Origin of the sequence: Janthinobacterium sp. GW458P, from assembly GCF_002127585.1 — a bacterium.
In the GTDB taxonomy this organism is placed as follows: Bacteria; Pseudomonadota; Gammaproteobacteria; order Burkholderiales; family Burkholderiaceae_D; genus Janthinobacterium.
On the sequence record NZ_NEGZ01000003.1, the window covers coordinates 178,803 to 205,109 of the forward strand.

Consider the following 26,307-nt stretch of genomic DNA (forward strand, 5'->3'; position numbering starts at 1 on the left):
CATCATCATGAACGTGACATTGAATATCATCGGCGCCGGCCACGTGGGCAAGGTGCTGGGCCGCCTGTTCGCCGGCGTGGACGGCATCGCCGTGCAGGATGTGCTGACGCGCTCGATGGCGACGGCGCAGGCGGCCGTCGATTTCATGGGCGCAGGCAGCCCCGTCGCCGGCTATGCGGCCTTGCGGCGCGCCGACGTCACCATGCTGGCCGTGGCGGACGACCAGATCGGCCCGGCCTGCGCGGCGCTGGTGGCCGAGGGACGCCAGGCAGGCGCCATCGTGTTCCACTGCAGCGGCGCGCTGGCCTCGAACGTGCTGCTGGCGGCCACGCAGGCCGGTGCATCGGTGGCCAGCGCGCACCCGATCCGCAGCTTTGCCGATCCGCAGCAGGTGGCCGCCACCTTTGACGGCACGTTTTGCGGCGTCGAAGGCGATCCGCTGGCGCTGGCCTTCCTCACGCCGGCCTTGAATGCCATCGGCGCGCGTCCCGTGCCCATCGATCCGGCCGCCAAGACCCTGTATCACGCCGCCGCCGTCTTTGCCAGCAATTACCTGGTAACGGTGCTCGATGCCGCCCTGCGCGCCTACCAGGCGGCCGGCATCCCCGAGCCGGTGGCGCGCGAACTGGCGCAGCCTCTGGTGACGGAAGCGGTGGCGAACGTGTTCCGCCTGGGCGCGGCGCCAGCGCTGTCCGGCCCCATTGCACGCGGTGACGATGCCACCGTGCAACGCCAGCTGCAGGCCGTGCAAGCCTGGGATGCCGCCACGGGCGAGCTGTACCGGGCCCTGGTGGCGCCCACGCAGGACCTGGCCAGGCGCAAGCGCGGGCAATAAATCAGTCAGCTGGCGTGGACGCCATTGCGCCCGCCTTGTTTCGCCTGATACAGGGCGCTGTCGGCGCGCGAGAAGAAGGCCGATTCGCTTTCCTCCGGCCGGTATTCGGCCACGCCCAGGCTGATCGTCACGGGCAGTTGCGGCTCGGGCAAGCCGAAGTCGTGGCGTTCGACGGCGGCGCGCAGGTTTTCCGCCACTTCCACGGCTTGCGCCAGGCTGCAGTTATTCAGCAGTACCAGGTATTCCTCGCCGCCCCAGCGCGTGATGACGTCGCTTTCGCGCACGGTGGCGCGCGCCACGTCCGCCACGCCGCAAATGACCTTGTCGCCCCACAGATGGCCGTGGGTATCGTTGACGCGCTTGAAGAAGTCGATGTCGAAAAGGATGGCCGACATGGGCTGTGCATTGCGTTTGGACAATAACATGGCGCGCTGGAACAATAATTCCAGCGATTTGCGGTTCATCAAGCCCGTCAGCGCATCCGTCGAGGCGATGCGCTCGATGCGGCGCTGGTAGCGGTTTACCGTCAGCAGGGTCAGCACGAGCACCAGCAGGGTGACGCCAAAGCTGATGGCCAGGTTCAGGATGAACACGCCCTGCAGCGATCTGACCTCGTCGCTGACGTTCTGCTCGACCACCAGGTACCAGCCCAGTTCGGGAATGTAGCGCGAGTTGACGAGGATTTGCGCGCGGTCCTGCTGGTAGGACAGGTGCGTCGGCTCGCTCCGGTGATTGATGATCTGGTCGGCAATGGTGTTTACGCCGGGCAATTTGCGGATGTTGGCGTGACCATCGCGCATGGTCTTGCCAGCCAGCACCAGGGCACCGGCGCCGTCGACAAAATAAATGTTGCGGTGAAAGCGCGCCTGGTAGCGGTCGATGATGTGGCTCATGGTGTCGAGGGTCAGGCCGATGCCCGTGGCGCCGATGAACTGGCCGTCATAATCGTAGACGCGGTGGTTGATGAAGATGGTCATGCTGTCGCGGTTGGCCATGTCGATGTCGACATTGGTTTCATAGTCGCTGTTTTGCATGGCGCGCACGCGGTAGTACCAGATATCGCGCGTCGCCTCCGGGCTGACGGATTTCAAGGTGCCTTCCGCGTAATAATATTTGCTGCTCTTGTCCGAGACGAGAAAGCTGGTGATGGCGCCGTATTTCTTCTTCACTTCGGCCAGGTAGCGCACGATCTGCGCCGGGTTGCTTTCGCCGGCGAGTATCCAGTCGCGCACGAAGGTGTCATGCGCCATCAGCGAAGAGATGAAGACGGGGCGCAGCATGTCCTTCTGGATTTCGGAATAGATATTGTCGCCCGTCAAAGGCAGGGTCTGGTCGGCGATGCCATGTTCGATGGCCTGGCGCGAGGCCAGATAGCTGGCGAGGCTGGTGGCCATGAAGCCCGCCCCGAGGATCAGGGTCAGGAGTATGAGCAGGCGGTACTTGATCGACAGAAGACGCATGGGGACGAGGATAGGCTGGCCGGGACGTGCGGATGCGGGCCCAGGCATACGGGGCAGGGCGATCTTTACGCAAGCCAAAAGTATGCAGCAGGCCGAGTATTGGCGCAATGATAACTAGCTTTCCTGGCAATATGCGCTGTCTGACACGACAAGATAACCACGATTTACCAAATATAATTGCCGATTTGTCGACAAAGATGCCAATTAGCAATAAGATTTGGCGAAGGGAATCATCGCGCATTGCCCCTGTCATGTTGCCGCTTTCAGGCGCAGGACATCACGCGCAGGGAGTGTTTCATGTTATTTTTAAAGAGTACGTCTGTCAGCAAGGCGCCCGGGATCTATGAAGTCGATATCGCGGCCAAGCCGCCCGGCAAGACCTTCGGCGTTTTCCTCGCCACCGATCCCGACAATCCGCCGCATGCCCTGTTGGGGCAGTTGAGGACGCTTGGCTTCGAGAACACCTACAGTTCGCCCTATCTGCACAAGGATATGGGCAAGGTGCTGGACCTGCATTTCCAGAAAGACGGCACCGATATCTTCAAGGGCTGGAAAACCGAAGAGTGCACGCAGAACCTGGCGGCCATTACGGCCCTGTTCGAGGAGTACGGCATTACCATCGCGCCACGGGTTATGTCGATGGCGGAAGCCTACGCCTAAACGCCTGGCAAAACCTGCTGCGCGTCGCGCTTTGCGGCCGGCGATGCTCACCATGCTCAAGCACGTCTGCGCTTCTCGGCCACAAATCACTGCCGCTCGCTACGGTTTTGTCTGGCGTTGCAAGACAGCTCAACCCGCCTCCACGCCGATGTGATACAGCGCCCACGGGCAGCTGGCGAAACGTTCGGCCAGGGGCAGCGCCGCCACGGCCGCGATGCGGTCCGCATCGTGGATCGCCCATAGGGGACCCAGGCCGCCCAGCGCCATTGCCTGTCCATCGAGGTGGGTGGCGACGATGAAGCGTTGGGCGCGCGCCTGCGCCACGGTCAGCGCCGCCGCATAGCCGTCCACGCCGCGCAGCAGCAGGCGCACGGCATCATCCTGCGGCGCGCCCGCCACCATCAGCACGTCGAGCAGCAGCGGTCCGCGCAAGGCATGCGCCTTGCCGTCATATTCCAGGGTGGGGCGGATGGTGTGCGCCGGCAAGGCTGTCAGCGCCGTGAAGTCGAACGCCCGCGCCCGTTCAAAGCTGATCTTTTGCTTGTGCATCATCTGGTCGCGCACGGCGTCGAAGGGACCCCGGTTCGGCTTGGCTACGCTGCCCGTGACGGTCAGCAGGGCCGGCCCGCGCAGCGCTGGCGGCGCCGCGCGGGCCATGGCCGGCACGGTGGCAGCCGTCATGGCGGCGGCGAGAAACTGGCGTTTGTGCATGCATCTCTCCTGTTCGTCTGAAATTCGATTTTCTCTTAAGTCTATATTAAGTTCGCGCAACGGTGCGCATCTTTCATTTATTGTCAGTTTGAAATTCCCACTTACATCTTGTCACAGTTCTTACGGAATGGAGAAAGACGTAGCTTTTTTCGACTGTTATTGTGTACGCATCGCACTTCGCTGAACTGCGAATCCTGGCACGTCAACCAATTGAAAGAGAGAACATGATGAAGAAGAAAATCCTGTTTGCAATGATCGCCACTGCTACCGCATTCACCGGCATGGGCGTCGCGCACGCTGAAGGCGCTTACGTCGGCGCCGGCATTACCGGCAACCGTTATAACTTCGACATTCCTGGCGCCACCAGCGCCGATAACCACAGCGGCTACAAGGCCGGCGGCAAGGTGTTTGCCGGTTATGACTTCGACAAGACTTGGGCGGTCGAGGGCGGCTACGCCGATTTCGGCAGCAAGGATTACAGCTATGTCACGGGCGCCGGCAACGGTGCCGTGAAAAGCGACTCGCACGGCTATTACCTGGCCGGCAAGGCCACCATGCCCGTGAGCGACAAGGTGGGCGTGTTCGGCAAGCTGGGCGTGGCCAAGGTCAACAATAGCCTGAGCGGCACGGGCCTGTCGAGCGGCGTGACGGGCGAGAACAAGACGGGCGTGTATGCCTCCGTCGGTGCCCAGTACGCGATCAACGAGAAAGTCTCGCTGACGGCGGAAGTGGAACACTTCGGCAAGAGCGCCGACCAGGGCCACAAGGCCACCGGCCTGGCACTGGGCGCACGCTACAACTTCTAAAAACCTACTGCGCGGCACGCTTTGCGGCCGCCGATGCTCACTGCCTCGGCGGCCCCGTGCTATAGCACGGTTCCGTTTCCCGGCCACATGCGTTGCCGCTCGCGACGGTTTTCAATGCTTGAAATATGCTGAAAAAAAAGGCAGTTACCGCGAGGTAACTGCCTTTTTGTATTGTCGTACGTAAATTACGTCGTCAAAGGCTTGTAGCGGATACGTTTTGGTTTCGCGCCTTCTTCACCCAGGCGTTTCTTCTTGTCGGCTTCGTATTCCTGGTAGTTGCCGTCAAAGAAGGTCACTTGCGAGTTGCCTTCGAAGGCGAGGATGTGCGTGGCGATACGGTCGAGGAACCAGCGGTCATGCGAAATGACCATGACGCTGCCGGCAAATTCCAGCAGGGCGTCTTCCAGCGCGCGCAAGGTTTCCACGTCCAGATCGTTCGACGGTTCATCGAGCAGCAGGACGTTGCCGCCCATCAACAGCGTTTTTGCCAGGTGCAAACGACCGCGTTCACCGCCGGACAGGTTGCCCACCTGCTTCTGCTGGTCCGAACCCTTGAAGTTGAAGCGGCCCAGGTAGGCGCGCGACGGCATTTCGAAACGGCCCACCGTCAGCATGTCGGCGCCGCCGGACACGTCTTCAAAGACGGACTTGTTGTCGGCCAGGGAATCGCGGTTCTGGTCGACGATGGACACGCGCGCCGTCTGGCCGATGGCCACTTCGCCGCTGTCCGGCGTTTCCTTGCCGGTAATCATCTTGAACAGGGTCGATTTACCGGCGCCGTTGGGGCCGATGATGCCGACGATGGCGCCTGGCGGCACGGTAAAGCTCAGGTTGTCGATCAGCAAACGGTCGCCGAAGGCTTTCGACACGTTCTTGAATTCGATGACTTCATTGCCCAGGCGTTCGGCCACGGGAATGAAGATCTCCTGCGTCTCGTTGCGCTTCTGGTATTCATGCTCGGACAGCTCGTTGAAACGGGCCAGACGGGCTTTCGACTTGGCCTGGCGCGCTTTCGGGTTCTGGCGCGACCACTCCAGTTCCTTCTGCAGCGCCTTCTGGCGCGCCGATTCCGTCGCTTCTTCCTGCTTCAGGCGCGCTTGCTTCTGGTCCAGCCAGGTCGAGTAATTGCCCTTCCATGGGATGCCGTGGCCGCGGTCCAGCTCCAGGATCCACTCTGCCGCGTTGTCGAGGAAGTAGCGGTCATGGGTGATGGCCACCACGGTGCCGGGGAAGCGCAGCAGGAATTGTTCCAGCCAGTCGACCGATTCCGCATCCAGATGGTTGGTCGGCTCGTCGAGCAGCAGCATGTCCGGTTTCGACAGCAGCAGCTTGCACAGCGCCACGCGGCGCTTTTCACCGCCGGACAGCACGCCGATCTTGGCGTCCCAGGGCGGCAGGCGCAGGGCGTCGGCGGCCATTTCCAGCTGCAAATTCAGATTGCCGCCGTCGGAGGTCGAGATGATCGCTTCCAGGCGCGCCTGTTCCGTGGCCAGGGCGTCGAAATCGGCGTCTTCCTCGGCATACGCGGCGTACACGGCTTCCAGCTTGGCTTGCGCTTCAAACACTTCGCCCAGGCCCGACTCGACTTCCTGGCGCACGGTTTTTTCCGGATCCAGCTGCGGTTCCTGCGGCAGGTAGCCGATGTTCAGGCCCGGCATCGGCACGGCTTCGCCCTGGATGTCGGTGTCGATGCCGGCCATGATTTTCAGCAGGGTCGATTTGCCGGAGCCGTTCAGGCCCAGCACGCCGATCTTCGCGCCTGGGAAGAAGGACAGGGAAATATCTTTCAGAATCTGGCGCTTGGGCGGGACGATTTTGCCCACGCGATTCATGGTGTAGACGTAATTTGCCATTAGAAATCTCGGGTGATATACAAAGACGGACAGGATACGGTAAACGCCCGCTTCCGGCCAGCGCTGTGCGCTGCGGAAACGGACGCCTGGGGCAGGCTCAGGCGGCGGCGCGCACTTTACGCGCCGTCCACAGGCCTTCGGCCGCATACAGGGCCAGCGCCGTCCAGATGACGAGGAAGCCCAGCATGCGCTCGTGGGTGAACGATTCGTGGAAGACCCACACGCCGATCAGGAGCTGGCCCGTGGGGGCGATATATTGCAGCAAGCCCAGCACGGCCAACGGCAGGCGCCGCGCGCCGGCCGCGAACAGCAGCAGGGGAATCGCCGTGATGGGGCCGGACGCGAGCAGCAGGGCGCGCGTGGCGCCCGACTCCGTGTTGACGAAGCCGCTTTGCCCATGCCAGGCCAGCCACAGCATATAAGCCAGCGCCAGCGGGAACAGGATCAGGGTTTCAAACGACAGGCCTTCCAGCGCGCCCAGCGCGGCCGTCTTGCGCAGCAAGCCGTAACCGCCGAAGGTGGCCGCCAGCAGCAGGGCGATCCACGGCACCTGCCCCGCCTGCCAGGTGAGCCAGGCCACGCCGCAGGCGGCCAGGCCGATGGCCAGCCACTGCAGGCGGCGCAGGCGCTCGTGCAGCAGCAAAAAGCCCAGCATGACGTTGATCAAGGGCGTAATAAAGTAGCCGAGGCTGGCGTCGACCACATGGCCATTGTTGACGGCCCAGATATAGATGAACCAGTTGGCGGACAGCAAAAACGCGCTGGCGATGAAGCTGGCCACCACCTTCGGCTGGCCGCGCAGGGCGCCCAGCCAGCCCCACTGGCGGCGCACGGTCAGCACGATGCCGAGGAACAACAGCGACCAGACCATGCGGTTGGCCAGGATTTCCTGGGGGGCAATATCGTCGATGGCATGGAAATACAGGGGAAACAGGCCCCAGCACAGGAAGGCGAGGGAGGCGTACAACATGCCTGGATTCATGATGGCGTTCGCTTCAGAGTAGACAGTCTGTCATTATCGCTGAAAACACACGGGGCTGCCCGGCGCCGCTGGCGAGGCGTAGAATGGCAGCAAATCAACATCCGCACGCCCGCGCAAGCCGGCGCGGCGGCATAAAACAATGACCTTGGGGCAGCTGCGGAACCATGCAAAAATACTCTTGCTATTTGCTAATACCTATCATATTGTGCGATGCAACAAAACAGAAACGGGTGCAATCTTGACGTCGGAACACAAAAAAAGCAGCCTGGTCGGCTTGACACTGGCTGCCGTCGGCATCGTCTACGGCGATATCGGCACCAGTCCGCTGTACACGCTGAAAACGGTTTTTGACCCGACCCATGGCCTGGCCGTCACGCATAACAATCTGCTGGGTATCGTTTCGCTGATCTTCTGGGGCCTGACCCTGATCGTCTCGCTCAAGTACGTGACCCTGGTGTTGCGCGCCGACAACCGCGGCGAGGGCGGCATCATGGCCTTGATGGCGCTGGTGCTGTCGTCCGTCAGCAAGTCGTCGCGCTGGCACGTGCCGCTGATGGTGATCGGCGTGTTTGGCGCCACCCTGTTCTATGGCGACAGCGTGATCACCCCGGCCATTTCCGTGCTGTCGGCCATCGAGGGCCTGGAAGTGGCCACGCCCGCCTTCAGTCCCTACGTGGTATGGCTGACGATCGCCGTGCTGGTGGCCCTGTACTCGGTGCAGTCGCACGGCACGGCCGGCATCGGCCGTTTCTTCGCCCCTATCATGCTGATCTGGTTTGTCGCGCTCGCTTGCATGGGCGTGGTCAACATCGTCAAGTCGCCGGCCATCCTGGCCGCCGTCAACCCGCTGCATGCGGTGGCCTTCCTGCTCGACAATGGCCGCATCGCCTTCCTGTCGCTGGGCGCCGTGGTGCTGGCGCTGACCGGCGCCGAGGCGCTGTACGCGGACATGGGTCACTTCGGCAAGAAGCCGATCCGCATGGCCTGGTTCCTGATCGCCTTCCCCGCGCTGGCATTGAATTACCTGGGCCAGGGCGGCCTGCTGCTGGCGCACCCGGAAGCCATTTCGAATCCGTTCTACCAGCAGCTGGGCGCCTGGAGCGTGTACCCGCTGGTGATCCTGTCGACCATGGCCACCGTGATCGCTTCGCAGGCCACCATTTCCGGCACCTTCTCGATGACCAAGCAAGCCATCGCGCTGGGCTTTTTGCCCCGCATGCGCGTGCGCCACACGTCGGAAAGCGAAATCGGCCAGATCTATATCCCCGCCGTCAACTGGCTGCAGCTGGCCGTGGTGCTGCTGGCCGTCGTCGGTTTCGGTTCGTCGGAGAAGCTGGCCGCCGCCTACGGCATCGCCGTCACGGCCACCATGCTGGCCACCACCATCCTGACCTTCTTCGTCATCCGCTACCGCTGGAAGATGAATTTGCTGCTGTGCTGGGCCGCCACCGGTTTCTTCCTGGTCATCGACGTCAGCCTGTTCTCGGCCAGCGCCCTGAAACTGTTCCACGGCGGCTGGTTCCCGCTGCTGCTGGGCGCCATCCTGTTCATCGTCATGCTGACCTGGAAGCGGGGCCGCCAGCTGGTGTTCCAGAACCTGGAAAAGCATGCGATCCCGCTCGACGATTTCCTCTCGTCGCTGTTCATCGCGCCGCCGCTGCGCGTGCCCGGCACGGCCATCTTCCTGCGCGGCGAGACGGATGGCGTGCCGCATGCGCTGCTGCATAACTTGCTGCACAACAAAGTGCTGCACGAGCGCGTGATCTTCCTCACGGTCTTCATGCATGAAGAACCATGGGTGGCGCCGTCCGAGCAGGTGCGCGTGGTGGACCTGGGCCACCAGTGCTTCCAGGTGAACGTGCACTACGGCTTCAAGGATGAACCCGACATTCCGGCTGCGCTGGCGCGCTGCGCCGAGCAGGGACTCGACTTCGAGATGATGGAAACGTCGTTCTTCATCGCCCGCCAGACCATCATTTCGACGCCGGGCGCCGGCATGATGCCGTGGCGCGAACACCTGTTCGTCACCATGTCGCGCAATGCGCGCACGGCGGCCGACTACTACCAGATCCCGAGCAACCGGGTGATCGAACTGGGCACGCAGGTGGAAATCTAGGCGCGACGGCGCGGTGGAATGGTTATTGTGTCAACGTTGTATTGGTGCATAATCTTCCGCCGTGCTTACGTCTGCTTACAAATGCGGCTGGCGACACCTGTTAAACTGCTGCTCGCACCGGTCCGCACCGTACGGGTCGAGCCACACTCAATATTTAAAGGGAAACCATGAAATCGGTATTTCAAATGATCGCCACCATTGCCTGTGCCGTGGTCCTGACCGCCTGCGGCGCCGCCGCCAACACGGAAAAGCCGGTCGTGCTCGACCCGAATACGCAAGTGAAGGAATTCACCTTCCCCGACGTGGTGGTCGGCACCGGCACGGCCGCGGCGGCGGGCGATACCCTGGACGTGGTCTACACGGGCTGGCTGTATGACGCAAGCAAGCCGGAGAACAAGGGCGCAAAATTCGATGCGACCCTGCCAGGCGCAGGTTTCCCATTCGTCCTGGGTATCGGCCAGGTGATCCTGGGCTGGGACCGCGGCCTGGTCGGCATGAAGGTGGGCGGCACGCGCATCCTGTCCATTCCATATGACCTCGGTTATGGCAAGGTGGGCAAGCCGCCGGTGATTCCCGGCTATGCGGGCTTGCTGTTTGAAGTCAAGCTGATCGGCGTGACGAAAAAGTAAGCAGGCGCAAGGCAGCCAATACCAGGGGCGATTCCACGGAATCGCCCTTTTTGCTTTGTGGCGCCCGTTTGCGTCAGGCGGGCGCCAGTTCCTGGAAGTAATATGTGGCGCCGCCCAGATCGGCCGGCGCGTCATATTGCAGCACTTGCGTGCGGCGCAGCGCCACCGGGGCGCTGAAGGCGGGGCCGTCATAGACAAAGGTGTGGAATTCGCCGTTCTCGCCGCAGGCGTCGACGCCGGGCGGCAGGTCGGCCAAAAAGGCGGCGTCGAATTCGCGCCCGCAAAATTCCCGCGGCAGGTGCCGGCCATTGATGCAGACGACGATGGCCTTGAAGCCGGCGGCGAGGAATTCATCGACCAGCGCGCGCCGTTCTTCGCCCCACAGCGGCAGGTGCGCCGTCAGGCCGGCGACCGCGCAGACCTTTTCTTCCCAGTCGCGGTGCGGCTGCAGGTCGATGTCGCCGAAGATGGCGTGGTCTATGCCCTCGTCCTTCGCCGCGCGCAGCATGGCGATGAACCGTTCTTCATAGCTGGCCCAGCTGGCGTGATAGCGCTGCAGGCGCGCGCCCAGGCTGGCCGCTTGCGCCTCGAGCAGCTCGGGCGGCACGCCGTGCGAGCGCGACTTGCGGCCATCTTCATCCATGGCCGTGATCAGCAGCGGCACGGCCAGGCCGGCGTTGCGCGCGCGCCACAGCGCCAGGCAGGAGTCCTTGCCGCCGCTCCAGGAAATCAGCGCCGTCGTCATGCCGGTTTCTCCGCGCGCAGCATGTCGACGTGCTGTATGCCGTCTTCGTCATACGGTGCGCTGACGGTGACAAAGCCGAACGACTGGTAGAAGCGCTCCAGGTAGTGCTGCGCGCCGATGCGGATGGCGTGGCCCGGATGCTGGCGTTCCGCCCGCGCGATGCCCTCAAGCAACAACTGCCTGCCGGCGCCCGTGCTGCGCGCCTCGGGCGCCGTCAGCACGCGGCCCAGCGACATTTCCACATACTTGGCGCCGGGCGCCAGCACGCGCAGGTAGGCGGCCAGGCGGCGCTGGCCGTCGACCGTCTGCCAGCCCAGCAGATGCATGGCCTGCTGGTCATGGCCATCGAGATCCGGATAAATGCACTGCTGTTCGATGACGAACACGCGCTGGCGCAAGGCCAGCACCTGGTACAAATCGTGGGGGCCGAGTTCGTCGAACGTGTTCCATTGCCAGCTGATCATGGGTCATCCTTGATTGAGAGTGGCCGTGATTTTACCGGCTCCAGGGCGCCAGCGTTGAGCAAGGCGCGCAATTGCGCTTCGGCGCCGGCCTTGGCGGACCAGTTGTCGCTGGCGTACAAGAAAAATAGTGGTTTTGCCGCTGCTACCGAATTGCAAGTCTTTCCACACAATCTACAGCACGCCGACACCATGCCATATTTGAATGAAAATTATAATTAGGATAACATTCGCGCGGCGGCTTGCCATCGCTTGTGATTGGTGCATGCACCTGAATGACTTTTATAACGTTCTGCAAAACATACGAGGAAGCCATGAAAAAGAAACTGTTATGTGCCGCTCTATTTATTGCCGGAATCTCTTCTGCCCATGCCGATGAGAGGACCTGGAATTTTGTCTATCAAGGCTTCGTCGACGCCGCTACCGGCGTGTTCGATCCCGAGATGAAGTACTCGGGCAGTTTCACCGGCGAAGACCGTAATCTGGACGGCATTGTTGCACTTGATGAACTCAGCTATTTCGAATCCCAGGGCCATGACTATGTGCCTGGAAAAATCATTTCTGGCGGCGGGGGATGCGGCAGTTCCACTCTGCAATGTACAGTATATAGATTCAGTTATGCACTGACGGGGGCACTGTACTATTCAGTCGCCACTTTCGGCACTGACGAACTTCGCGTCCATTGGTGGAGTAGCAGCGGTGCTACCCGCAGTTCTTTCAGCGGCGAAGGCGGAAATTCGCGCACGGGTGGCGAAGGTTGGTTCTATCGCTATGAATGGTCCGACCGGACGACCTTTACCATCTCTCCGGCGCCAGTCCCGGAGCCAACGGTCGCGTTGATGCTGCCTGCGGGCTTGGCCCTCCTGTACTTGACACGGGCACGCCGCCGTAAGATTCCTGCCTGATCCCGCCGTACGGGTCTTACATTGAAGCGCCGGCATTGGCGCGCTCTCCATCTTGCGCGGCAGATGATGCAGGGCACGGCGAGCGCCAATGTCGAACTTCCCCAGACGATCGGTCTGGCCTTGCATGTACCTTGCACCTTGCAGCTCACACGTTTGCTCGACGTGGACGAGCCATGCAGTCGTGGATTGCGCAGCTGCGCAGCTGCGCAGGAAGCGCTTTTTTATGTACAGCTACCGAATTGCAAGCCTTTTCGCGCACTCTGCAGCAAGCCGAAATCAGGCCGTTTTCTGAAGATCATTGCAATTATGCTAATCTCTTCATGGCGGTTTTGCCGTCACTTGTGATTCGGGCATCCACCTGAATGACCCTTGTAACGTTCTACAAAAATATGAGGAAGCCATGAAAAAGAAACTGTTATGTGCCGCTCTATTTATTGCCGGAATCTCTTCTGCCCATGCCGATGAGAGAACCTGGAATTTTGTCTATCAAGGCTTCGTCGACGACGCTACCGGCGTGTTCGATTCCAAGATGAAGTACTCGGGCAGTTTCACCGGCGAAGACCGTAATCTGGACGGCATTGTTGCACTTGATGAACTCAGCTATTTCGAATCCCAGGGCCATGAGTATTTGCCTGAAAAGATCATTATTGGCAGCGGGGACTGCGGCAGTTCCTATCTTAAATGTACAGTACGTGAATTTAGTTATGCATTGACGGGTAAGCTAAACTTCTCAGTCGGCACTTACGGCGCTGACGAAGTTTATGTCCACTGGTGGAGTAGCTCTGCCGATACTGGCTATAACTTCGGCAGTCTAAGCGGCAATACGCATACGGGAGAAACTTGGTCAGATCAATATAATTGGTCCGACCGGACGACTCTCACCATCTCTCTGCTGCCAGTCCCTGAGCCGGCGGTCGCGCTGATGCTGCCTGCGGGCCTGGCGCTCATGTGCTTGGCACGGGTACGGCGCCGTAAGATCCCTGCTTGATCAGGCCGGTCTGGCCGCGCATGCGCCGTGCGGCGCGCGCCGTTGATCGATGTGGACGGGCCTGGCAGTCATGGATGGCGCACCAGCACCAGTATACATACCTTGCAAGATCCGTCCATTTCCATGGTAGTGCCATGCTCAACCTCCGGCAGCGTTGCGCTGCCGGAGCGGATGAAGGACGTTGCCGCCCGATTACACGATCGTCAGGGTGACGTCGATATTGCCGCGCGTGGCGTTCGAGTACGGGCAGACGATGTGGGCGGCGGCGACCAGCGCTTCGGCGGCGGCGCGCTCCATGCCCGGCAGCGAGATTTTCAATTCCACTTCGATGCCGAAGCCCGTGTCGATGGCGCCGATGCCGACGTTGCCTTCGATCGACAGGTCCGCCGGCACGGCGATCTTGTCGCGGCCGCCGACGAATTTCATGGCGCCGATGAAGCAGGCCGAGTAGCCGGCGGCGAACAGCTGTTCCGGATTGGTGCCCACGGCGCCATTGCCGCCCAGTTCTTTTGGCGTGGTCAGCTTGACGTCGAGTACCTTGTCGGACGACACGGCACGGCCTTCGCGGCCCCCGGTGGCGGTAGCTTGAGCACGGTACAGGACTTGTTTGATCGACATGATGGTTTCCTTTTGGTAGGTAAATAGTTGGCGACTAAATAGTGTACTACTTGTTTCATGGGATAGTGTCCCAGGATGCCCGTCTGAAGAAGCAATTCCGGCGTCCATGTGTGCAATATATATCGCGCACTATTTAATTGCAAGCGATTTTATTTTCAGGCGATGCGGATTTGTGCTTTATTTTCTTGCCTTTGTCGCCACTATGGGGCTTCCATCGCATAATGGCCACCGCCGCCGGCGCCGATCGCTATGCTTGGCCCACTTCAATACCCAAGGAAAAATCATGACCAGCCTGTTCTTTATCCTGCGCCTCGCCGCGGCCACGATGCTCACCTACATCATCGCCACCGCCCTCCTGGTCGAGAACTTCCTGCGCCATATTTTTGGACACACGGAAGGCTTTTTTGTCATCGTCGGCGCGCTGCTGGCCGGCACCGTCATCACGAATGCGTTTTCGCACGTGCGGCGCGTGCGCCTGATCGCCGGCGCCGTCAATGCCGGCACCCTGTCGAGCCGCCAGCGGCGCCAGATCGAGATTCCGTTCGAGGCCGGCGAAGCGTTCGACATGGTCGACGCGGCCATCCGCGAACTGCCGGGCAGCGAAGTGGTCGAGAGCGCGCGCGACAGCCTGCAGGTGCAGGCGCGCGTGCGCCGCGCGGCGCCGTACACGGACACGGGCTTGCCGCGCATGCGTTTTTTGGGTTTCCTCGAGCCGCGGCCGAACCAGATCCTCGCCACCGTCACGCCGAATGGCGAGGCAGGCAGCGTGACCCTGATCTGCGAGCCGTCGCGCAACGCCTGGACCGACTGGTTCCTCGTCGACCATGGCAGCAACCTGGAAAACGCGGAAGCGGTGACGCGGGCGATGACGCGCCGCGTGGCGCAGCGCCGCCGCGGCGAGCAGGCCGAGGCGCGCCAGACGGTGACGGAAAAGGAACTGACGGTGGCCAAACTGAGCCTGCTGCATGCGCAGGTGGAGCCGCACTTCCTGTACAACACGCTGGCCAGCGCCCAGTTGCTCACGCGCAGCGACCCCGTGCGCGCCGATGAAATGCTGGGCAATCTGATTTTATATCTGCGCCACTCGCTGCCGCGCACGGAGCAAGCCATGTCGACCCTGGGCACGGAACTGGAACGGGCGCGCGCCTACCTCGACATCCTGAAAATCCGCATGGGTGAGCGCCTGAACCTGCAGATTGAGGTACCGCAATACCTGCGCCAGGTGGAACTGCCGCCGATGATGCTGCAAACCCTGGTGGAAAACGCCATCAAGCATGGCCTGGAGCCGAAAAGCGGCGGCGGCACCATCTGGATCATGGCGCGCAGCGGCAACGGCACGGTGATCGTCACGGTGGCCGACGACGGCAAGGGGCTCAGCGACGACGGCGCCGGCACGGGCATCGGCCTGCGCAATGTGCGCGAACGCCTGCGCCTGACCTACGGCAATGCCGCCGCGTTTGCCATCGTCGCCAATTTCCCCGATGGCGTGACGGCCACCATCACGGTGCCGGACAGCTCGGCGCAAGGAGTGTCATATGGCTAACCCTGAAATGACGTGCGTCATCGCCGAAGATGAAATCCTGCTGCGCGACGCGCTGGTGGCCCTGCTGGCCGAAGAGTGGCCGGCACTGCGCATCGTTGCCGCCTGCGACGACGGCGGCACGGCGCTTGAGGCCATCGCCACGCGCCAGCCCGACGTCGCCTTCCTCGATATCCGCATGCCGGGCCTGACGGGGCTGGAAGTGGCGGCCGGCGTGCTGGAAGCGAGTCCCGCCACGCAGGTGGTGTTCGTCACGGCCTATGACCAGTACGCGATCGACGCCTTCGACAAGGGCGCCGTCGATTATTTGTTGAAACCGATCGTCCGCGAGCGCCTGCAGGCAACCCTGCAGCGCCTGCAGGCACGGGCCGGCAAGACCCGGGCGGGCGACGGCGCGCTGGCCGGCTTGCTGCAGCAGTTGACGAGCGCCTTGCCGGCGGCCGCCAAGTCGCCGCCGCTGGTGTGGCTGACGGCCAGCAGCGGCAAGGATACGCGGCTGATCATGGTGGAAGACATCGCCTATTTCCAGTCCGACACCAAATACACGGCCGTCATGACGGCGGACGGGGAGGCGCTGCTGCGCAAGCCGATCCGCGAACTGCTCGACGTGCTCGATCCGGCCATCTTCAAACAGGTCCACCGCTCCACCATCGTCAACATGAAGATGGTGGCGTCGGTGACGCGCGACGAGGTGGGACGGGGTGCCCTGCGCCTCAAATCGCGGCCGGAAACCCTGGCCGTGAGCCAGCCTTTCATGGCCTTGTTCCGCACTATGTAGCCATGATTGCGCGCCATTTCAACAATCTCGCGCCTGCTTTTTCATCTCCTCCCTGACCATTGATAATTATCATATTTATATTTAATTATGATAATATTAACATGGCGGCATGCCGTCAGATGTGATGGGTACGTCTTCCTGAAGCGCTTTTTAACGCTCTGCAAACATATGAGGAAACCATGAAAAAGAACCTGTTGTGCGCCGCATTGCTTGTCGCCGGAATATCCGCTGCCCATGCGCAGCCGACGACGTGGAATTTTACTTATCAAGGCTTTGTCGATGCGGCTACCGGCGTATTCGATTCCGGCACGAAGTTCGGGGGCAGTTTTGTCGGGGAGGACAGCAATCTGGACGGCGTGATTGCGTTGGATGAGCTGAGCTATTTCATTACCAATGGCTACCTGTTTTTTCCCGTCTGGCCAGGCCAATATGGGTGCAATACTTCTTCTTACCTCCGGTGCGACGTCAAGAATTTCAGTTATACACTGACGGGTAAACTTCACTACGAAGCCAGCACCAGCGGCAATGACGAAGGTTCCAGGTCCTGGTATAGCGATGCCGTTATCGGCAGTCACTTCCTCAGCGGTGGAGGAGATTTTATGAAGGGCACAAGTTGGGAACGGCGTTATAACTGGACCGACCAGACGACCTTCACGATTTCTCCGGCGCCCGTTCCTGAGCCAACGGTCGCGTTGATGCTGCCTGCGGGCCTGGCGCTCATGTACCTTGCGCGGGGACGCCGCCGTAACACTTCAGCATAAGCCCGCCTTGTCCGCTGCGCCGGAAAACGCATCCGGCAGCCTGGGCCGTGAGCCAGCCGCACACGGCCTTGTTGCACAAACTCATGCCGTCAGACGCTTAGTCTGCCGTCTCGAAGCCTTCCAGTACGTTCACCACATTGATGCCGATTTCCTTCACCGCATAGCCGCCTTCGAGGATGAAGGCGGTGGGCAGGTTCAGATGCGCCAGGCGCTCGCCCACGCGCAGGTAGTCGCCGCTTTGCAGGGCGAACTGCGACAGCGGGTCGCCGGCGAACGTATCGACGCCGAGCGAGACCACCAGCGCGTCGGGCGCATACATATTGATGCGCAGGCAGGCCGTTTCCAGCGCGGCGAACCAGCTGGCCGTGGAACTGCCGGCCGGCAGCGGTAAATTGACGTTGTAGCCGAGCCCCGCGCCGCTGCCCGTTTCATCCGCATGGCCCAGGTAAAACGGATATTCGCTGCGCGGGTCGGCGTGGATGGAAGCGAACAGCACGTCGTCGCGTCCGTAAAAGATGCTTTGCGTGCCGTTGCCGTGGTGGTAATCGATATCGAGGATGGCGACCTTGCGGGCGCCGTCGTCGAGCAGGTGCTGCGCGGCCAGGGCCGCGTTGTTCAGAAAACAGTAGCCGCCAAAGAAATCGCTGCCCGCGTGGTGGCCGGGCGGGCGCGTCAGGGCGAAGGTGGCCCGCTCGCCCAGGCGCAGCGCGTGGGCCGCGTTGACGGCGCAGTCGGCGCCCGTCTTGGCCGCCGTCCAGGTGCCGGCCGTCAGCGGCGTGCCGTTGTCCATCGAGTACAGCCCCAGCCTGGCCGTGAAGTTCTCCGGCTCGATATCGCTGCGCAGGGTGCGCACGGGCCACACGGATGGCAAGGCGTCCTTGCCCGCATTGTCCGGGTCGAGCGCCAGCCAGTCGTGCCAGGCGTGGCGCAGGAAATGCAGGTAGCGGGGCGTGTGGATGCGTTCGAGCGAGGTCAGCGGCACGCCGTGCGGCGTGACGATGCGGCCCAGGTTGCGCCGCCCCAGCTCGGCCACCACCATGTCGGCCCGTTCCGGCGTCTCGAAGCAGGGCACCATGGCGCCGCGAAACCATTCGAAGCGGCCCCGGTGCTGGCCGTGCAATTCATTATAGAAGGTCAGCATGGGGGCGCTTTGCGCAAGGTCAGGCTCAGGTGTGCGAACACAGGGTGCTGGCGCGGTAGGCGGCGACGAAGTCGTCGAAGCTGCCGGCGGGCGCCGCTTCCATGGCGCGCTGCTCGGCCAGCGAGCTTTCCGCCAGCTGGTCGAAATACGCGCTTTGTTCCTTTGTTGCCGGATGCGCGCGGAAAAACGCCGCATGGCGTTCGCTTTGCTGCAGGCCGAAGGCGGCAAACGAGCCGCCGTTGGCGCGCAGCTCGGCCAAGACCTTTGCCGATGGCGTCGCGTCCGCGTCGGCCAGTTTACGGGCCTGCGCCGCCAGGCTGTCCGCATGCTGCGTGCCGCCCTGGCGCGCGTCGAGCAAGGCCGCCACGGGCGCGATGCGCGCCAGCAGTTCCTCGCCCCACGCCTGCAGGGTGATTTCCTGACCGTCGCGGCGCAGGCTCAAGCCCGGCTTGCGGCCTTCCTTGACGGTGCGGGCGAAATTGTTCGTGTAGCAGGCGCTTTGCTCGGCAGAAATCGGCGCGCTGTCGTCGAGCGCGCAGAACAGCAGGAAGGCGTCGAGGAAGCGGCCCGTTTCCAGGCTGATGCCCACCGGTTCGAACGGGTCCACATCCATGCAGCGCACTTCGATGTACTGCACGCCGCGCAGGCACAGGGCCTGGATGGGGCGCTCGCCCGTGCGGATCACGCGTTTCGGGCGGATGGTCGAATAGTATTCATTTTCGATCTGCAGCACGTTGGTGGACAACTGTATCCACTCGCCATCCTTTTTCGTGCCCAGCGCCGCGTACGGCGGATACGGGTCGTTGACGGCGTGCGTGAGGGCGTTGACGTAGTCATCGAGGCTGTTTTCGTGCGGGCGCAGGCCGGACTGGGCGTCGTTCTGGTAGCCGAGGTCGCTCATGCGCAGGCTGGTGGCATAGGGCAGGAACAGGGTGTCGTCGGACAAGGTGTCGAGCTTGTGCGCGCGGCCGCGCAGGAAACCGCTGGAAAGTGCCGGCGAGGCGCCGAACAGATACATCAGCAGCCAGCTGTAGCGGCGGAAATTGCGGATCGTCGCCAGATAGCTTTCCGACTGCACGTCTTTCGGCGTGGCGGCCGCCTGCGCCGGGCTGGCGCTGGTGTCCGGATGGCTGGCCAGTACTTGCCACAGCTGCTCGTCGAGCGAATAGTTGTAGTGGATGCCGGCGATGCACTGCATGGCTTTGCCGTAGCGCAAGGCCAGGCCGCGCCGGTAGACGTGCTTGAGCATGCCCATGTTCGAGCTGCCGTAGTTGGCGATCTCGATGTCCGCTTCGGGCGGCAGCTGGCAGGGCATCGACTGGCTCCACAGCAACTCGTCGCCGAGGCGGCTGTAGGCGTGGCGGTGCACGGTATCGAGCTTGTCGAGCGTGACGGCGATATCGGCTTCGGCCGGGGTGATGAATTCGAGCAGCGCTTCGGCGTAGTCGGTGGTGATTTCAGGGTGCGTCAGCGCCGAGCCCAGGGCGGCGGGGTGGGGCGTGGAAGCCAGATGGCCGGCGTGGTCGACGCGCAGGGTTTCACGCTCGATGCCGCGCAAGCCGCCCAGCAGCGCGCGGTTGGCATCTTCAGTCAGCAATGCCAGGCGGCGAGTCAACAGGTTGGGCAATTTGAGCTTCCTTTCTTGTGCAGCAGATAAATAATTTGTGCTGAGATTAACCGAATTTTGGCAAATGCGTCGGCGCCGGCCCAAAAAACGCCGCGTCGCCAGCGTCCGTCCCGGGCAGAGGGGACGGCGCTTCGGTCAGGAATTCGCTTGATAGTTTAACAAACTGCGGGGGATCTGGCGCGCGGCCGGGTCAAGCTTTGCGCAGGCGGCAACGTCAGCCCAGGCGGGCGCCGCTGACACGCTCGATGCCGGCCAGGTCGCGCCAGCTTTGCACTTTGCTGTAGCCGGCGTCGGCCAGCAAGCCGCGCACGGACGGCGCCTGGTCATAGCCGTGCTCCATCAGCAGCCAGGCGCCGGCCGCCAGGTGGCGCGCGGCGCCGGCAACGATGGTGCGCAGGGCCGACAGGCCGTCCGCATGGTCGGTCAGGGCGCCGGCCGGCTCGAAGCGCAGGTCGCCTTCGGCCAGGTGGCGGTCGCCGCTGGCGATGTAGGGGGGATTGGAGACGATCAGGTCGAATTTTTCCGTGCCCAGCGCTTCGAACCAGTCGCTGGCCATGAAGGTGATGTTGACGCCGTTGGCGCTGGCGTTGCGGCGCGCCACGGCCAGCGCCGCGCTGCTGACATCGAGGGCCGTGACGACGGCGTCGGGCCGCGTGTACGCCAGCGCGACGGCGATGGCGCCGCTGCCCGTGCCCATGTCGAGCACCCGTCCGCCGGGCGGCAGGCGCTCGAGCGCCAGCTCCACCAGCACTTCCGTGTCGGGACGGGGAATCAGCACGGCCTCGTTCACTTCGAACGGCAGGCCGAAGAATTCGCGCCGGCCGACGATGTAGGCGATCGGCTCGCCCTGCAGGCGGCGCGCCAGCAGGCCTGACAGGCGTTCGGTCTCTTCTGAAGTGAGTACTCGCTGCGATTGCGTGATCAGCGAGACGCGCGACAGGCCCAGCGCGTGGCCCAGCAGGATGCGGTTGTCGAGCGGATCGAGCAGCGGACGGATTTGCAGGGCGCCGACAGTGCTGCCGGCGGGGATCAGTGTTTCTGGCATAGGTAAGTTTATTGTTTGCGGCGCAGCAAGGTCCACAGCAGGCCGATGGCGAAGATGGCAAACCAGATGAACGCCCATTGCGGGATCGACAGGCCGAAAAACGGCTCGCCGGCGTTTTCGCAGGCGCCATACGATTCAAACATGAACGGCATGAGCTCGGCCGTGAAAATCTTGTTCAGCGCCGTTTCCACCGGGTCGATGCCGCACGAGAAGCCGGGATGGGCCAGCACGTACAGATGCTTGGCGCCCACGCCCAGGCCGCCCAGGGCCGCCAGCAAGCCGATGCCGGCGCCGATTTTCGGGCGGTTGGCGGCGGCGCCGGCCAGGCAGGCGATGCCGATGGCGAGGAACAGGTAGCGCTGGATCACGCACAGCGGGCAGGGCGCCATGTTCATGGCGTGCTGCAAATACATGGCCACGCCCAGCATCAGGAAACACAGGGCGGCGATCAACAGGAGGACGGTGCGTGAATTTTTCATGGGCGACACGGTGAGGTGGATGGAATCGGGCTGGTCATTTTCGCACAAGGGCCGATTTTTGTTGCTTAGCCGCTACTTAAGCCCTTGATCTGGCCGGGCGCTTTAAAAAGTGTTCAGGGCAAGGCGCAGCGCCGCAGGCAGTACGCATGGTCGGCCAGGCGATGCAACGCCGCCATGGACGCTTTTTAATCGCCCAGCGCAGCCAGCAGCTCCGCTTGATGCTCTGCCGCCAGCGCATTCGTCAGCTCCGTCAAATCGCCATCCATGATGAAGTCCAGCTTGTACAAGGTCAGGTTGATGCGGTGGTCCGTCAGGCGGCCCTGCGGGAAGTTATAGGTGCGGATGCGCTCGCTGCGGTCGCCGGAGCCGATCAGGCTCTTGCGGGTGGCCGCTTCCTTCGACTGCTGTTCGCGCAGCTGCACGTCCTTGATGCGCGCGGCCAGCACTTTCATCGCCTGCGCCTTGTTCTTGTGCTGGCTGCGGTCATCCTGGCATTCGACGACGATGCCGGTGGGCAAGTGGGTGATGCGCACGGCCGAATCCGTCTTGTTGATGTGCTGTCCGCCGGCGCCCGAGGCGCGGTAGGTGTCGATGCGCAGGTCGGCCGGGTTGATGTTGACGTCTTCGACTTCATCGGCTTCCGGCATCACGGCCACCGTGCAGGCGGACGTGTGGATGCGGCCCTGCGTTTCCGTGGCCGGCACGCGCTGCACGCGGTGGCCGCCCGACTCGAACTTCAGCTTGGAATACGCGCCATTGCCGACCACGCGCACGATCACTTCGCGGTAGCCGCCCAGGTCGGAGTCCGATGACGACACCAGCTCCACCTGCCAGCGGTTGCGCTCGGCAAAGCGCGTGTACATGCGCAACAGGTCGCCGGCGAACAGGGCGGACTCGTCGCCGCCCGTGCCGGCGCGAATTTCCAGGAAGATATTGCGCTCGTCATTGACGTCCTTCGGCAGCAGCATGGTCTGCAGCTCGCGCTCGAGCTGCGCCATGGTGGCTTTCGCCGCCTCGATCTCTTCCTGGGCGAATTCCTTCATGTCCGGATCGGCCAGCATCTCTTGCGCTGTCGCAATATCGTTGCCCGCTTCCTGGTAGGAGCGGTACAGGGCCACCAGCGGGCCCAGTTCGGCGTGTTCGCGCGTCATCTTGCGGTAGCTGTCCATGTTCGACGTGGCGTCGGGATGCATCAGCAGTTCGTCGAGTTCGACCAGGCGGTTCGCCAGTTGATCGAGTTTGGCCAGCATGGATGGTTTCATAGCGGTTCGCGGTAAAAGAGGAGATAAAGGGGCGGCGCGCCCGGCGGGCGGGCAGGGGGCGGCCGCGCGGGCGGCCAGCGGGGCTGCGCTAACGGCGCGGGCGGAACAGTTTCGGCAGCAGGGTGGCCAGCTGCTTGCGCTCGTCGCCTTGCGCATGGTGCAGCGCCTGTTGCGGGCCATGCAGGAACTTCGCCGTCAAGCCTTTCGACAGCGCTTCGAGCACGGCGTCGATGTCGGCGCCCTTGGCCAGCATCTTGCGCGCCCGTTCCACTTCCAGCAGGCGCAGCGCTTCGCTGTTTTCATGCAAATGCTGGATGACGGGCACCATGGCGCGGTCGTCGACCCAGCTCATGAACGATTGCACGCGCGTCTCGATGATGGCTTCGGCTTGCGCCACGGCCGCCTGCCGGCTTTCCAGGCCCGTCTGCACGACCTTGCCCAGGTCGTCGACCGTGTACAGGAAGACGTCGTTCAAACGGCCCACTTCGGCCTCGATATCGCGCGGCACGGCCAGGTCGACCATGAACATGGGCTTGTGGCGGCGCGCCTTGATGGCGCGCTCGACCAGGCCCAGGCCCAGCAGCGGCAGGGACGACGCCGTGCACGAGATGACGATGTCGAACTGGTGCAGCTTTTCCGGCAGGTCCGCCAGGCGGATGGCCGTGCCGCTGTAGCGGTGCGCCAGCTCTTCGCCGCGTTCCATGGTGCGGTTGGCTATCGTGATGCTTTTCGGATTTTGTGCGGCAAAGTGCGTGGCGCACAATTCGATCATTTCGCCGGCGCCGATGAACAGCACATTCTGTTCGGCGATCTTGTCGAAAATGCGCTGCGACAGTCGCACGGCGGCGGCCGCCATGGAAACGCTGTGGGCGCCGATTTCCGTGCTGCTGCGCACTTCCTTGGCGACGGAAAAGCTGCGCTGGAACAACTGGTGCAGATAGGTGCCCAGGCCGCCCGCCTCGTCGGCCGTGCGGATGGCGTCCTTGATCTGCCCCAGGATCTGCGTTTCGCCCAGCACCATCGAATCGAGCCCGGAAGCGACGCGGAAAGTGTGGCGCACGGCATCGTGCTGCGGCAGCATGTACAAGTGGGGGCGCAGCTCGCTGTAGTTGAGCTGGTGGTAGTCGGCCAGGAAATGCGCGCCCGCGTCGAGCGGGTTCGGCACATGGCTGGCCGCATACAATTCCGTGCGGTTGCAGGTCGAGAGGATGGCCGCTTCGTCGTTGTCGCGCAAGTCGATGCGCTGGAACCAGGTGCGCGCCGCCATCACCGCCTGGCCCAGATGCTCAGGCGCAAACGCCAGCTGTTCGCGGAGCGACACTGGGGCGGTGGTGTGGTTGAGGCCGACGGCAAGCAGTTGCATTTCAGGACTATTGGGAATTCTTATGCCGACATTATAGCGCCTTGTGCCCTCTCTTTGAGCAGTTCGCCTGTTTTCGCCCTGGCGCCCTGGCGTCACCCCCCCAGTTTTTCCAGGCGATAACCATAACTGTAGACCGGCACCAGGCGGTAGCCGTGTTCCGGTTTCAGCTGCAGCTTGTTGCGCACGCGCGAAACATGGGTATCCATGGTGCGCGAAGGCAGGGCCGTATCGCGCTGCCATACGGCTTCGTGGATATAGGCGCGCGACAGGGGGCGGCCCAGGTTGCGGAAAAACAGCAGGGCCAGGGCGAATTCCTTGTGCGTCACGTCGAGCGCCTCGCCATCCTTGAGCAGGCGGCCGGGACGCATTTCAAACGTGTATGGTCCGAATTGCAATTGCTCGGCGCCATTCTGGCTCGGATAGGCCACGCGCAGCAGCGCCTGGGTGCGCAAGGTCAGTTCGCTGCGCCGCAAGGGCTTGATCATGTAGTCGTCGGCGCCGGCCGTCATGCCCGCCACCACGTCGTCTTCGCCGGAGCTGTTGGTCATAAACAACACAGGCGCCTTGGGCGCCAGTTTTTCCCGCGCGCGGCGCAGCACTTCGGCGCCGTCCAGGTCGCTGACATGCCAGTCGAGGATGAGCATGTCGCAACTGTCCTTGCGCAACTGGCCCAGCATTTCCTTGCCACTCTGAAACTCGTGGCAAGCGTGGCCGGCAGCGGTGAGCACCTGGCAGATCAGTTCTGCCTGACTGTGATCGCTATCGAGTACGGCAATTCGCATAATTGGCTGGAGTGTGTAGCAACAAACAGACGGTCCGCTCTGCTTATCGTAATGTTAAGGAATGCTCAAGTGAAATATAACAGAGATTGCAACTGTGTCCAGTGAAATCGGCGGCCGCATTCTTTACGTTACACTTGTTCATCTACCCCCACCAGCGGAGAAACGGGCATGGCAGACCAGAGCACCACGGATTGGACCCTGATACCGGCCAGTAGTGCGGAAATCGAGCAGGTGCGCGAGCGTTGCCGGCGCCTGGTGCAGCGGCGCGCCGTGATGTCGGCCGGCGCCTCGGCCATCCCCATTCCCGGCATCGACCTGATGTCGGACGTGGGCCTGTTTTCCATGCTGATCAATGATATCAACCACGAATTCGGCCTCACGCCCGAGCAGATCGAGCGCCTCAACCCGCAGTTCAAGCTGATGGCCTACCGCGCGGCGGTGGGCATGGGGGGCATGCTGGTAGGGAAGCTGGTGTCGCGCGAACTGATACTCCAGCTGCTCAAGCGCAGTGGCGTCAAGATTGCCACCAAGCAGGTGGCACGCTTCGTGCCGTTCGCCGGCCAGGCGGTGGCGGCGGCCATCGGCTACGCCGTGTTCCGCCAGATCGGCAACCAGCACGTGAATGCCTGCGCCGCGGTGGCGCAGGAATTGCTCACGGTCAGGCCGGAGTAGGTCTTACGCGTCCGGCAGCACCACGTTGACGTCGAGCACCTCCAGGTTGCCCTGGCGGTCCAGCGAAATCTTGATGTCGTCGGCATTGACCTTGGTGTACTTGGAAATGACGGCGATCAATTCCTTGTGCAGGGCGGGCAGGAAGTCCGGACCATCGCGTCCGCTGCGTTCGCGGGCGATGATGATCTGCAGGCGTTCCTTGGCCGCGGTGGCCGTCTTCGGCTTGGGGGGGAACAGGAAAGAAAGCAAGGCCATATCACTTCGCCCCAAAAATGCGCTGGAGTAATCCAGGCTTTTCATAGTTGGTAAAGCGCAACTCGACATCTTCGCCGAGGAAACGCGAGACCACGTCTTCATAGGCTTGCGCCACGTCCGTGCCCGTGAAATGGATGGCCGGATTGCCCTGGTTCGAGGCCGCCAGCACCTGTTCCGATTCGGGGATGATGCCCACCAGCGGGATGCGCAGGATTTCCTGCACGTCCTGGTAGGACAGCATTTCATCCGATTCCACGCGCTTCGGCGAGTAGCGGGTAATCAGCAAATGCTCCTTGACCGGCTCGCCGCCCGTCTGCGCGCGGCGCGACTTGGCTTGCAGGATGCCCAGGATGCGGTCCGAATCGCGCACCGACGACACTTCCGGGTTGGTGACGATGATGGCTTCGTCGGCAAACGTCAGCGCCATCAGCGCGCCATGCTCGATGCCGGCCGGCGAATCGCAGATGATGAATTCGAAACCCATGTTGATCAGGTCGTTCAACACGCGTTCCACGCCTTCTTCCGACAGCGCATCCTTGTCGCGCGTCTGCGACGCGGGCAGGATGAACAGGTTGTCGCAGTGCTTGTCCTTGATCAAGGCCTGGTTCAGGGTGGCCTCTTTATTGATCACATTGATCAGGTCATAGACGACGCGGCGCTCGCAACCCATGATCAGGTCGAGGTTACGCAGGCCCACGTCGAAGTCGAGCACGGCTGTCTTGTGGCCGCGCATGGCCAGGCCAGTGGAAAAACTGGCGCTAGAGGTCGTCTTGCCGACACCGCCCTTGCCGGACGTCACAACAATAATTCTTGCCACAAATAATCCTTTTCAG

Annotated in this window: 27 protein-coding genes; 11 read left to right on the plus strand and 16 right to left on the minus strand. The window is 62.5% G+C overall.

What is annotated here, in order from left to right; translation table 11 throughout:
* The first annotated feature begins 7 nt into the window (after positions 1–7).
* Positions 8–835 carry a Rossmann-like and DUF2520 domain-containing protein gene (locus tag CBW50_RS04310; protein ID WP_086144368.1) on the plus strand — a complete coding sequence of 276 codons (828 nt, stop codon included), beginning with the start codon at positions 8–10 and terminating at the stop codon, positions 833–835.
* A 5-nt stretch (positions 836–840) separates the two neighbouring features.
* On the opposite strand, the gene CBW50_RS04315 is transcribed toward CBW50_RS04310, so the two are convergent.
* Positions 841–2,343, minus strand: a complete 1,503-nt coding sequence (locus tag CBW50_RS04315; protein ID WP_226936142.1) for a sensor domain-containing diguanylate cyclase — start codon at positions 2,341–2,343, stop codon at positions 841–843.
* A gap of 249 nt (positions 2,344–2,592) precedes the next feature.
* On the opposite strand from CBW50_RS04315, the gene CBW50_RS04320 reads away from it, so the two are divergent.
* Positions 2,593–2,955 (plus strand): hypothetical protein, encoded by a 363-nt coding sequence (locus CBW50_RS04320; RefSeq protein WP_086144370.1) that lies wholly within the window; start codon positions 2,593–2,595, stop codon positions 2,953–2,955.
* 129 nt (positions 2,956–3,084) lie between these two features.
* Here the strand turns inward: CBW50_RS04320 and CBW50_RS04325 are convergent, their stop codons facing one another.
* The gene (locus CBW50_RS04325; RefSeq protein WP_086144371.1) at positions 3,085–3,666 is read right to left on the minus strand and encodes a molybdopterin-dependent oxidoreductase; all 582 of its coding nucleotides are present in this window, start codon (positions 3,664–3,666) and stop codon (positions 3,085–3,087) included.
* A 224-nt stretch (positions 3,667–3,890) separates the two neighbouring features.
* On the opposite strand from CBW50_RS04325, the gene CBW50_RS04330 reads away from it, so the two are divergent.
* Positions 3,891–4,472, plus strand: coding sequence for a porin family protein (locus CBW50_RS04330; RefSeq protein ID WP_086144372.1), 582 nt, complete (start codon positions 3,891–3,893; stop codon positions 4,470–4,472).
* Positions 4,473–4,657: 185 nt separating this feature from the next.
* Here CBW50_RS04330 and ettA read toward each other — a convergent pair whose 3' ends face one another.
* Together ettA and rarD are read right to left on the minus strand one after the other, a co-directional pair.
* Positions 4,658–6,325, minus strand: coding sequence for an energy-dependent translational throttle protein EttA (gene ettA / locus CBW50_RS04335; RefSeq protein WP_086144373.1), 1,668 nt, complete (start codon positions 6,323–6,325; stop codon positions 4,658–4,660).
* 97 nt (positions 6,326–6,422) lie between these two features.
* Complete coding sequence (gene rarD, locus CBW50_RS04340; RefSeq protein ID WP_086144374.1) at positions 6,423–7,307, minus strand: EamA family transporter RarD; 885 nt, start codon at positions 7,305–7,307, stop codon at positions 6,423–6,425.
* Positions 7,308–7,545: 238 nt separating this feature from the next.
* On the opposite strand from rarD, the gene CBW50_RS04345 reads away from it, so the two are divergent.
* Positions 7,546–9,423 carry a potassium transporter Kup gene (locus tag CBW50_RS04345; protein ID WP_086144375.1) on the plus strand — a complete coding sequence of 626 codons (1,878 nt, stop codon included), beginning with the start codon at positions 7,546–7,548 and terminating at the stop codon, positions 9,421–9,423.
* 167 nt (positions 9,424–9,590) lie between these two features.
* Complete coding sequence (locus CBW50_RS04350) at positions 9,591–10,052, plus strand: FKBP-type peptidyl-prolyl cis-trans isomerase (protein WP_086144376.1); 462 nt, start codon at positions 9,591–9,593, stop codon at positions 10,050–10,052.
* 73 nt (positions 10,053–10,125) lie between these two features.
* On the opposite strand, the gene CBW50_RS04355 is transcribed toward CBW50_RS04350, so the two are convergent.
* Both CBW50_RS04355 and CBW50_RS04360 read right to left on the minus strand, forming a co-directional pair.
* Entirely contained in the window at positions 10,126–10,797 is a 672-nt protein-coding gene (locus tag CBW50_RS04355) for a diphthine--ammonia ligase (protein WP_086144377.1), read from the minus strand.
* A complete protein-coding gene (locus CBW50_RS04360; RefSeq protein WP_086144378.1) occupies positions 10,794–11,261 on the minus strand; it encodes a GNAT family N-acetyltransferase in 468 nt (155 codons plus the stop codon). The genes CBW50_RS04355 and CBW50_RS04360 overlap by 4 nt, the downstream gene beginning before the upstream one ends.
* Before the next feature lie 311 nt (positions 11,262–11,572).
* Between CBW50_RS04360 and CBW50_RS04365 the strand changes: the two genes are divergently transcribed.
* Together CBW50_RS04365 and CBW50_RS04370 are read left to right on the plus strand one after the other, a co-directional pair.
* Positions 11,573–12,163, plus strand: coding sequence for a PEP-CTERM sorting domain-containing protein (locus tag CBW50_RS04365; RefSeq protein ID WP_157792408.1), 591 nt, complete (start codon positions 11,573–11,575; stop codon positions 12,161–12,163).
* A 400-nt stretch (positions 12,164–12,563) separates the two neighbouring features.
* Positions 12,564–13,151, plus strand: coding sequence for a PEP-CTERM sorting domain-containing protein (locus CBW50_RS04370; protein WP_086144380.1), 588 nt, complete (start codon positions 12,564–12,566; stop codon positions 13,149–13,151).
* A gap of 192 nt (positions 13,152–13,343) precedes the next feature.
* Here CBW50_RS04370 and CBW50_RS04375 read toward each other — a convergent pair whose 3' ends face one another.
* The gene (locus CBW50_RS04375; protein ID WP_086144381.1) at positions 13,344–13,769 is read right to left on the minus strand and encodes an organic hydroperoxide resistance protein; all 426 of its coding nucleotides are present in this window, start codon (positions 13,767–13,769) and stop codon (positions 13,344–13,346) included.
* Positions 13,770–14,052: 283 nt separating this feature from the next.
* Between CBW50_RS04375 and CBW50_RS04380 the strand changes: the two genes are divergently transcribed.
* The 3 genes from CBW50_RS04380 (at position 14,053) to CBW50_RS04390 (ending at position 16,848) form a co-directional block, all read left to right on the plus strand.
* Positions 14,053–15,312, plus strand: coding sequence for a histidine kinase (locus tag CBW50_RS04380; protein WP_086144382.1), 1,260 nt, complete (start codon positions 14,053–14,055; stop codon positions 15,310–15,312).
* Positions 15,305–16,087: a LytTR family DNA-binding domain-containing protein gene (locus CBW50_RS04385; RefSeq protein ID WP_086144383.1), complete on the plus strand. Its 783-nt coding sequence runs from the start codon at positions 15,305–15,307 to the stop codon at positions 16,085–16,087. The genes CBW50_RS04380 and CBW50_RS04385 overlap by 8 nt, the downstream gene beginning before the upstream one ends.
* A 179-nt stretch (positions 16,088–16,266) precedes the next feature.
* Complete coding sequence (locus tag CBW50_RS04390) at positions 16,267–16,848, plus strand: hypothetical protein (protein WP_086144384.1); 582 nt, start codon at positions 16,267–16,269, stop codon at positions 16,846–16,848.
* A 97-nt stretch (positions 16,849–16,945) separates the two neighbouring features.
* Here CBW50_RS04390 and CBW50_RS04395 read toward each other — a convergent pair whose 3' ends face one another.
* From CBW50_RS04395 to CBW50_RS04425, 7 genes are all read right to left on the minus strand, one after another.
* Positions 16,946–17,989 carry a histone deacetylase family protein gene (locus tag CBW50_RS04395; RefSeq protein ID WP_086144385.1) on the minus strand — a complete coding sequence of 348 codons (1,044 nt, stop codon included), beginning with the start codon at positions 17,987–17,989 and terminating at the stop codon, positions 16,946–16,948.
* 25 nt (positions 17,990–18,014) lie between these two features.
* Positions 18,015–19,616, minus strand: coding sequence for a glutamate--cysteine ligase (gshA, locus tag CBW50_RS04400; RefSeq protein ID WP_086144386.1), 1,602 nt, complete (start codon positions 19,614–19,616; stop codon positions 18,015–18,017).
* Positions 19,617–19,830: 214 nt separating this feature from the next.
* Complete coding sequence (prmC, locus tag CBW50_RS04405; RefSeq protein ID WP_086144387.1) at positions 19,831–20,661, minus strand: peptide chain release factor N(5)-glutamine methyltransferase; 831 nt, start codon at positions 20,659–20,661, stop codon at positions 19,831–19,833.
* Between the two features lie 8 nt (positions 20,662–20,669).
* Positions 20,670–21,140 (minus strand): disulfide bond formation protein B, encoded by a 471-nt coding sequence (locus tag CBW50_RS04410; RefSeq protein WP_086144440.1) that lies wholly within the window; start codon positions 21,138–21,140, stop codon positions 20,670–20,672.
* A gap of 185 nt (positions 21,141–21,325) precedes the next feature.
* Positions 21,326–22,402 (minus strand): peptide chain release factor 1, encoded by a 1,077-nt coding sequence (prfA, locus tag CBW50_RS04415; RefSeq protein ID WP_086144388.1) that lies wholly within the window; start codon positions 22,400–22,402, stop codon positions 21,326–21,328.
* An 88-nt stretch (positions 22,403–22,490) separates the two neighbouring features.
* Positions 22,491–23,765: a glutamyl-tRNA reductase gene (gene hemA, locus CBW50_RS04420; protein ID WP_086144389.1), complete on the minus strand. Its 1,275-nt coding sequence runs from the start codon at positions 23,763–23,765 to the stop codon at positions 22,491–22,493.
* A 92-nt stretch (positions 23,766–23,857) separates the two neighbouring features.
* Positions 23,858–24,547 carry a response regulator transcription factor gene (locus CBW50_RS04425; RefSeq protein WP_086144390.1) on the minus strand — a complete coding sequence of 230 codons (690 nt, stop codon included), beginning with the start codon at positions 24,545–24,547 and terminating at the stop codon, positions 23,858–23,860.
* A 168-nt stretch (positions 24,548–24,715) separates the two neighbouring features.
* Here CBW50_RS04425 and CBW50_RS04430 point away from each other — a divergent pair, with 168 nt between their 5' ends.
* Positions 24,716–25,219: a hypothetical protein gene (locus CBW50_RS04430; protein ID WP_086144391.1), complete on the plus strand. Its 504-nt coding sequence runs from the start codon at positions 24,716–24,718 to the stop codon at positions 25,217–25,219.
* A gap of 3 nt (positions 25,220–25,222) precedes the next feature.
* Here the strand turns inward: CBW50_RS04430 and minE are convergent, their stop codons facing one another.
* Together minE and minD are read right to left on the minus strand one after the other, a co-directional pair.
* Positions 25,223–25,474: a cell division topological specificity factor MinE gene (gene minE / locus CBW50_RS04435; RefSeq protein WP_034752886.1), complete on the minus strand. Its 252-nt coding sequence runs from the start codon at positions 25,472–25,474 to the stop codon at positions 25,223–25,225.
* Between the two features lies 1 nt (position 25,475).
* Positions 25,476–26,291, minus strand: coding sequence for a septum site-determining protein MinD (gene minD, locus CBW50_RS04440; RefSeq protein ID WP_034783730.1), 816 nt, complete (start codon positions 26,289–26,291; stop codon positions 25,476–25,478).
* Between the last annotated feature and the right edge of the window lie 16 nt (positions 26,292–26,307).

Bases quoted from the DNA above. Each gene is read 5' to 3' on its own strand.
- CBW50_RS04310 (WP_086144368.1), top strand. From the start codon at position 8: ATGAACGTGACATTGAATATCATCGGCGCCGGCCACGTGGGCAAGGTG.
- CBW50_RS04315 (WP_226936142.1), bottom strand. From the start codon at position 2,343: ATGCCTGGGCCCGCATCCGCACGTCCCGGCCAGCCTATCCTCGTCCCC.
- CBW50_RS04320 (WP_086144370.1), top strand. From the start codon at position 2,593: ATGTTATTTTTAAAGAGTACGTCTGTCAGCAAGGCGCCCGGGATCTAT.
- CBW50_RS04325 (WP_086144371.1), bottom strand. From the start codon at position 3,666: ATGCACAAACGCCAGTTTCTCGCCGCCGCCATGACGGCTGCCACCGTG.
- CBW50_RS04330 (WP_086144372.1), top strand. From the start codon at position 3,891: ATGATGAAGAAGAAAATCCTGTTTGCAATGATCGCCACTGCTACCGCA.
- ettA (WP_086144373.1), bottom strand. From the start codon at position 6,325: ATGGCAAATTACGTCTACACCATGAATCGCGTGGGCAAAATCGTCCCG.
- rarD (WP_086144374.1), bottom strand. From the start codon at position 7,307: ATGAATCCAGGCATGTTGTACGCCTCCCTCGCCTTCCTGTGCTGGGGC.
- CBW50_RS04350 (WP_086144376.1), top strand. From the start codon at position 9,591: ATGAAATCGGTATTTCAAATGATCGCCACCATTGCCTGTGCCGTGGTC.
- CBW50_RS04355 (WP_086144377.1), bottom strand. From the start codon at position 10,797: ATGACGACGGCGCTGATTTCCTGGAGCGGCGGCAAGGACTCCTGCCTG.
- CBW50_RS04360 (WP_086144378.1), bottom strand. From the start codon at position 11,261: ATGATCAGCTGGCAATGGAACACGTTCGACGAACTCGGCCCCCACGAT.
- CBW50_RS04365 (WP_157792408.1), top strand. From the start codon at position 11,573: ATGAAAAAGAAACTGTTATGTGCCGCTCTATTTATTGCCGGAATCTCT.
- CBW50_RS04370 (WP_086144380.1), top strand. From the start codon at position 12,564: ATGAAAAAGAAACTGTTATGTGCCGCTCTATTTATTGCCGGAATCTCT.
- CBW50_RS04375 (WP_086144381.1), bottom strand. From the start codon at position 13,769: ATGTCGATCAAACAAGTCCTGTACCGTGCTCAAGCTACCGCCACCGGG.
- CBW50_RS04380 (WP_086144382.1), top strand. From the start codon at position 14,053: ATGACCAGCCTGTTCTTTATCCTGCGCCTCGCCGCGGCCACGATGCTC.
- CBW50_RS04385 (WP_086144383.1), top strand. From the start codon at position 15,305: ATGGCTAACCCTGAAATGACGTGCGTCATCGCCGAAGATGAAATCCTG.
- CBW50_RS04390 (WP_086144384.1), top strand. From the start codon at position 16,267: ATGAAAAAGAACCTGTTGTGCGCCGCATTGCTTGTCGCCGGAATATCC.
- CBW50_RS04395 (WP_086144385.1), bottom strand. From the start codon at position 17,989: ATGCTGACCTTCTATAATGAATTGCACGGCCAGCACCGGGGCCGCTTC.
- prmC (WP_086144387.1), bottom strand. From the start codon at position 20,661: ATGCCAGAAACACTGATCCCCGCCGGCAGCACTGTCGGCGCCCTGCAA.
- CBW50_RS04410 (WP_086144440.1), bottom strand. From the start codon at position 21,140: ATGAAAAATTCACGCACCGTCCTCCTGTTGATCGCCGCCCTGTGTTTC.
- prfA (WP_086144388.1), bottom strand. From the start codon at position 22,402: ATGAAACCATCCATGCTGGCCAAACTCGATCAACTGGCGAACCGCCTG.
- hemA (WP_086144389.1), bottom strand. From the start codon at position 23,765: ATGCAACTGCTTGCCGTCGGCCTCAACCACACCACCGCCCCAGTGTCG.
- CBW50_RS04425 (WP_086144390.1), bottom strand. From the start codon at position 24,547: ATGCGAATTGCCGTACTCGATAGCGATCACAGTCAGGCAGAACTGATC.
- CBW50_RS04430 (WP_086144391.1), top strand. From the start codon at position 24,716: ATGGCAGACCAGAGCACCACGGATTGGACCCTGATACCGGCCAGTAGT.
- minE (WP_034752886.1), bottom strand. From the start codon at position 25,474: ATGGCCTTGCTTTCTTTCCTGTTCCCCCCCAAGCCGAAGACGGCCACC.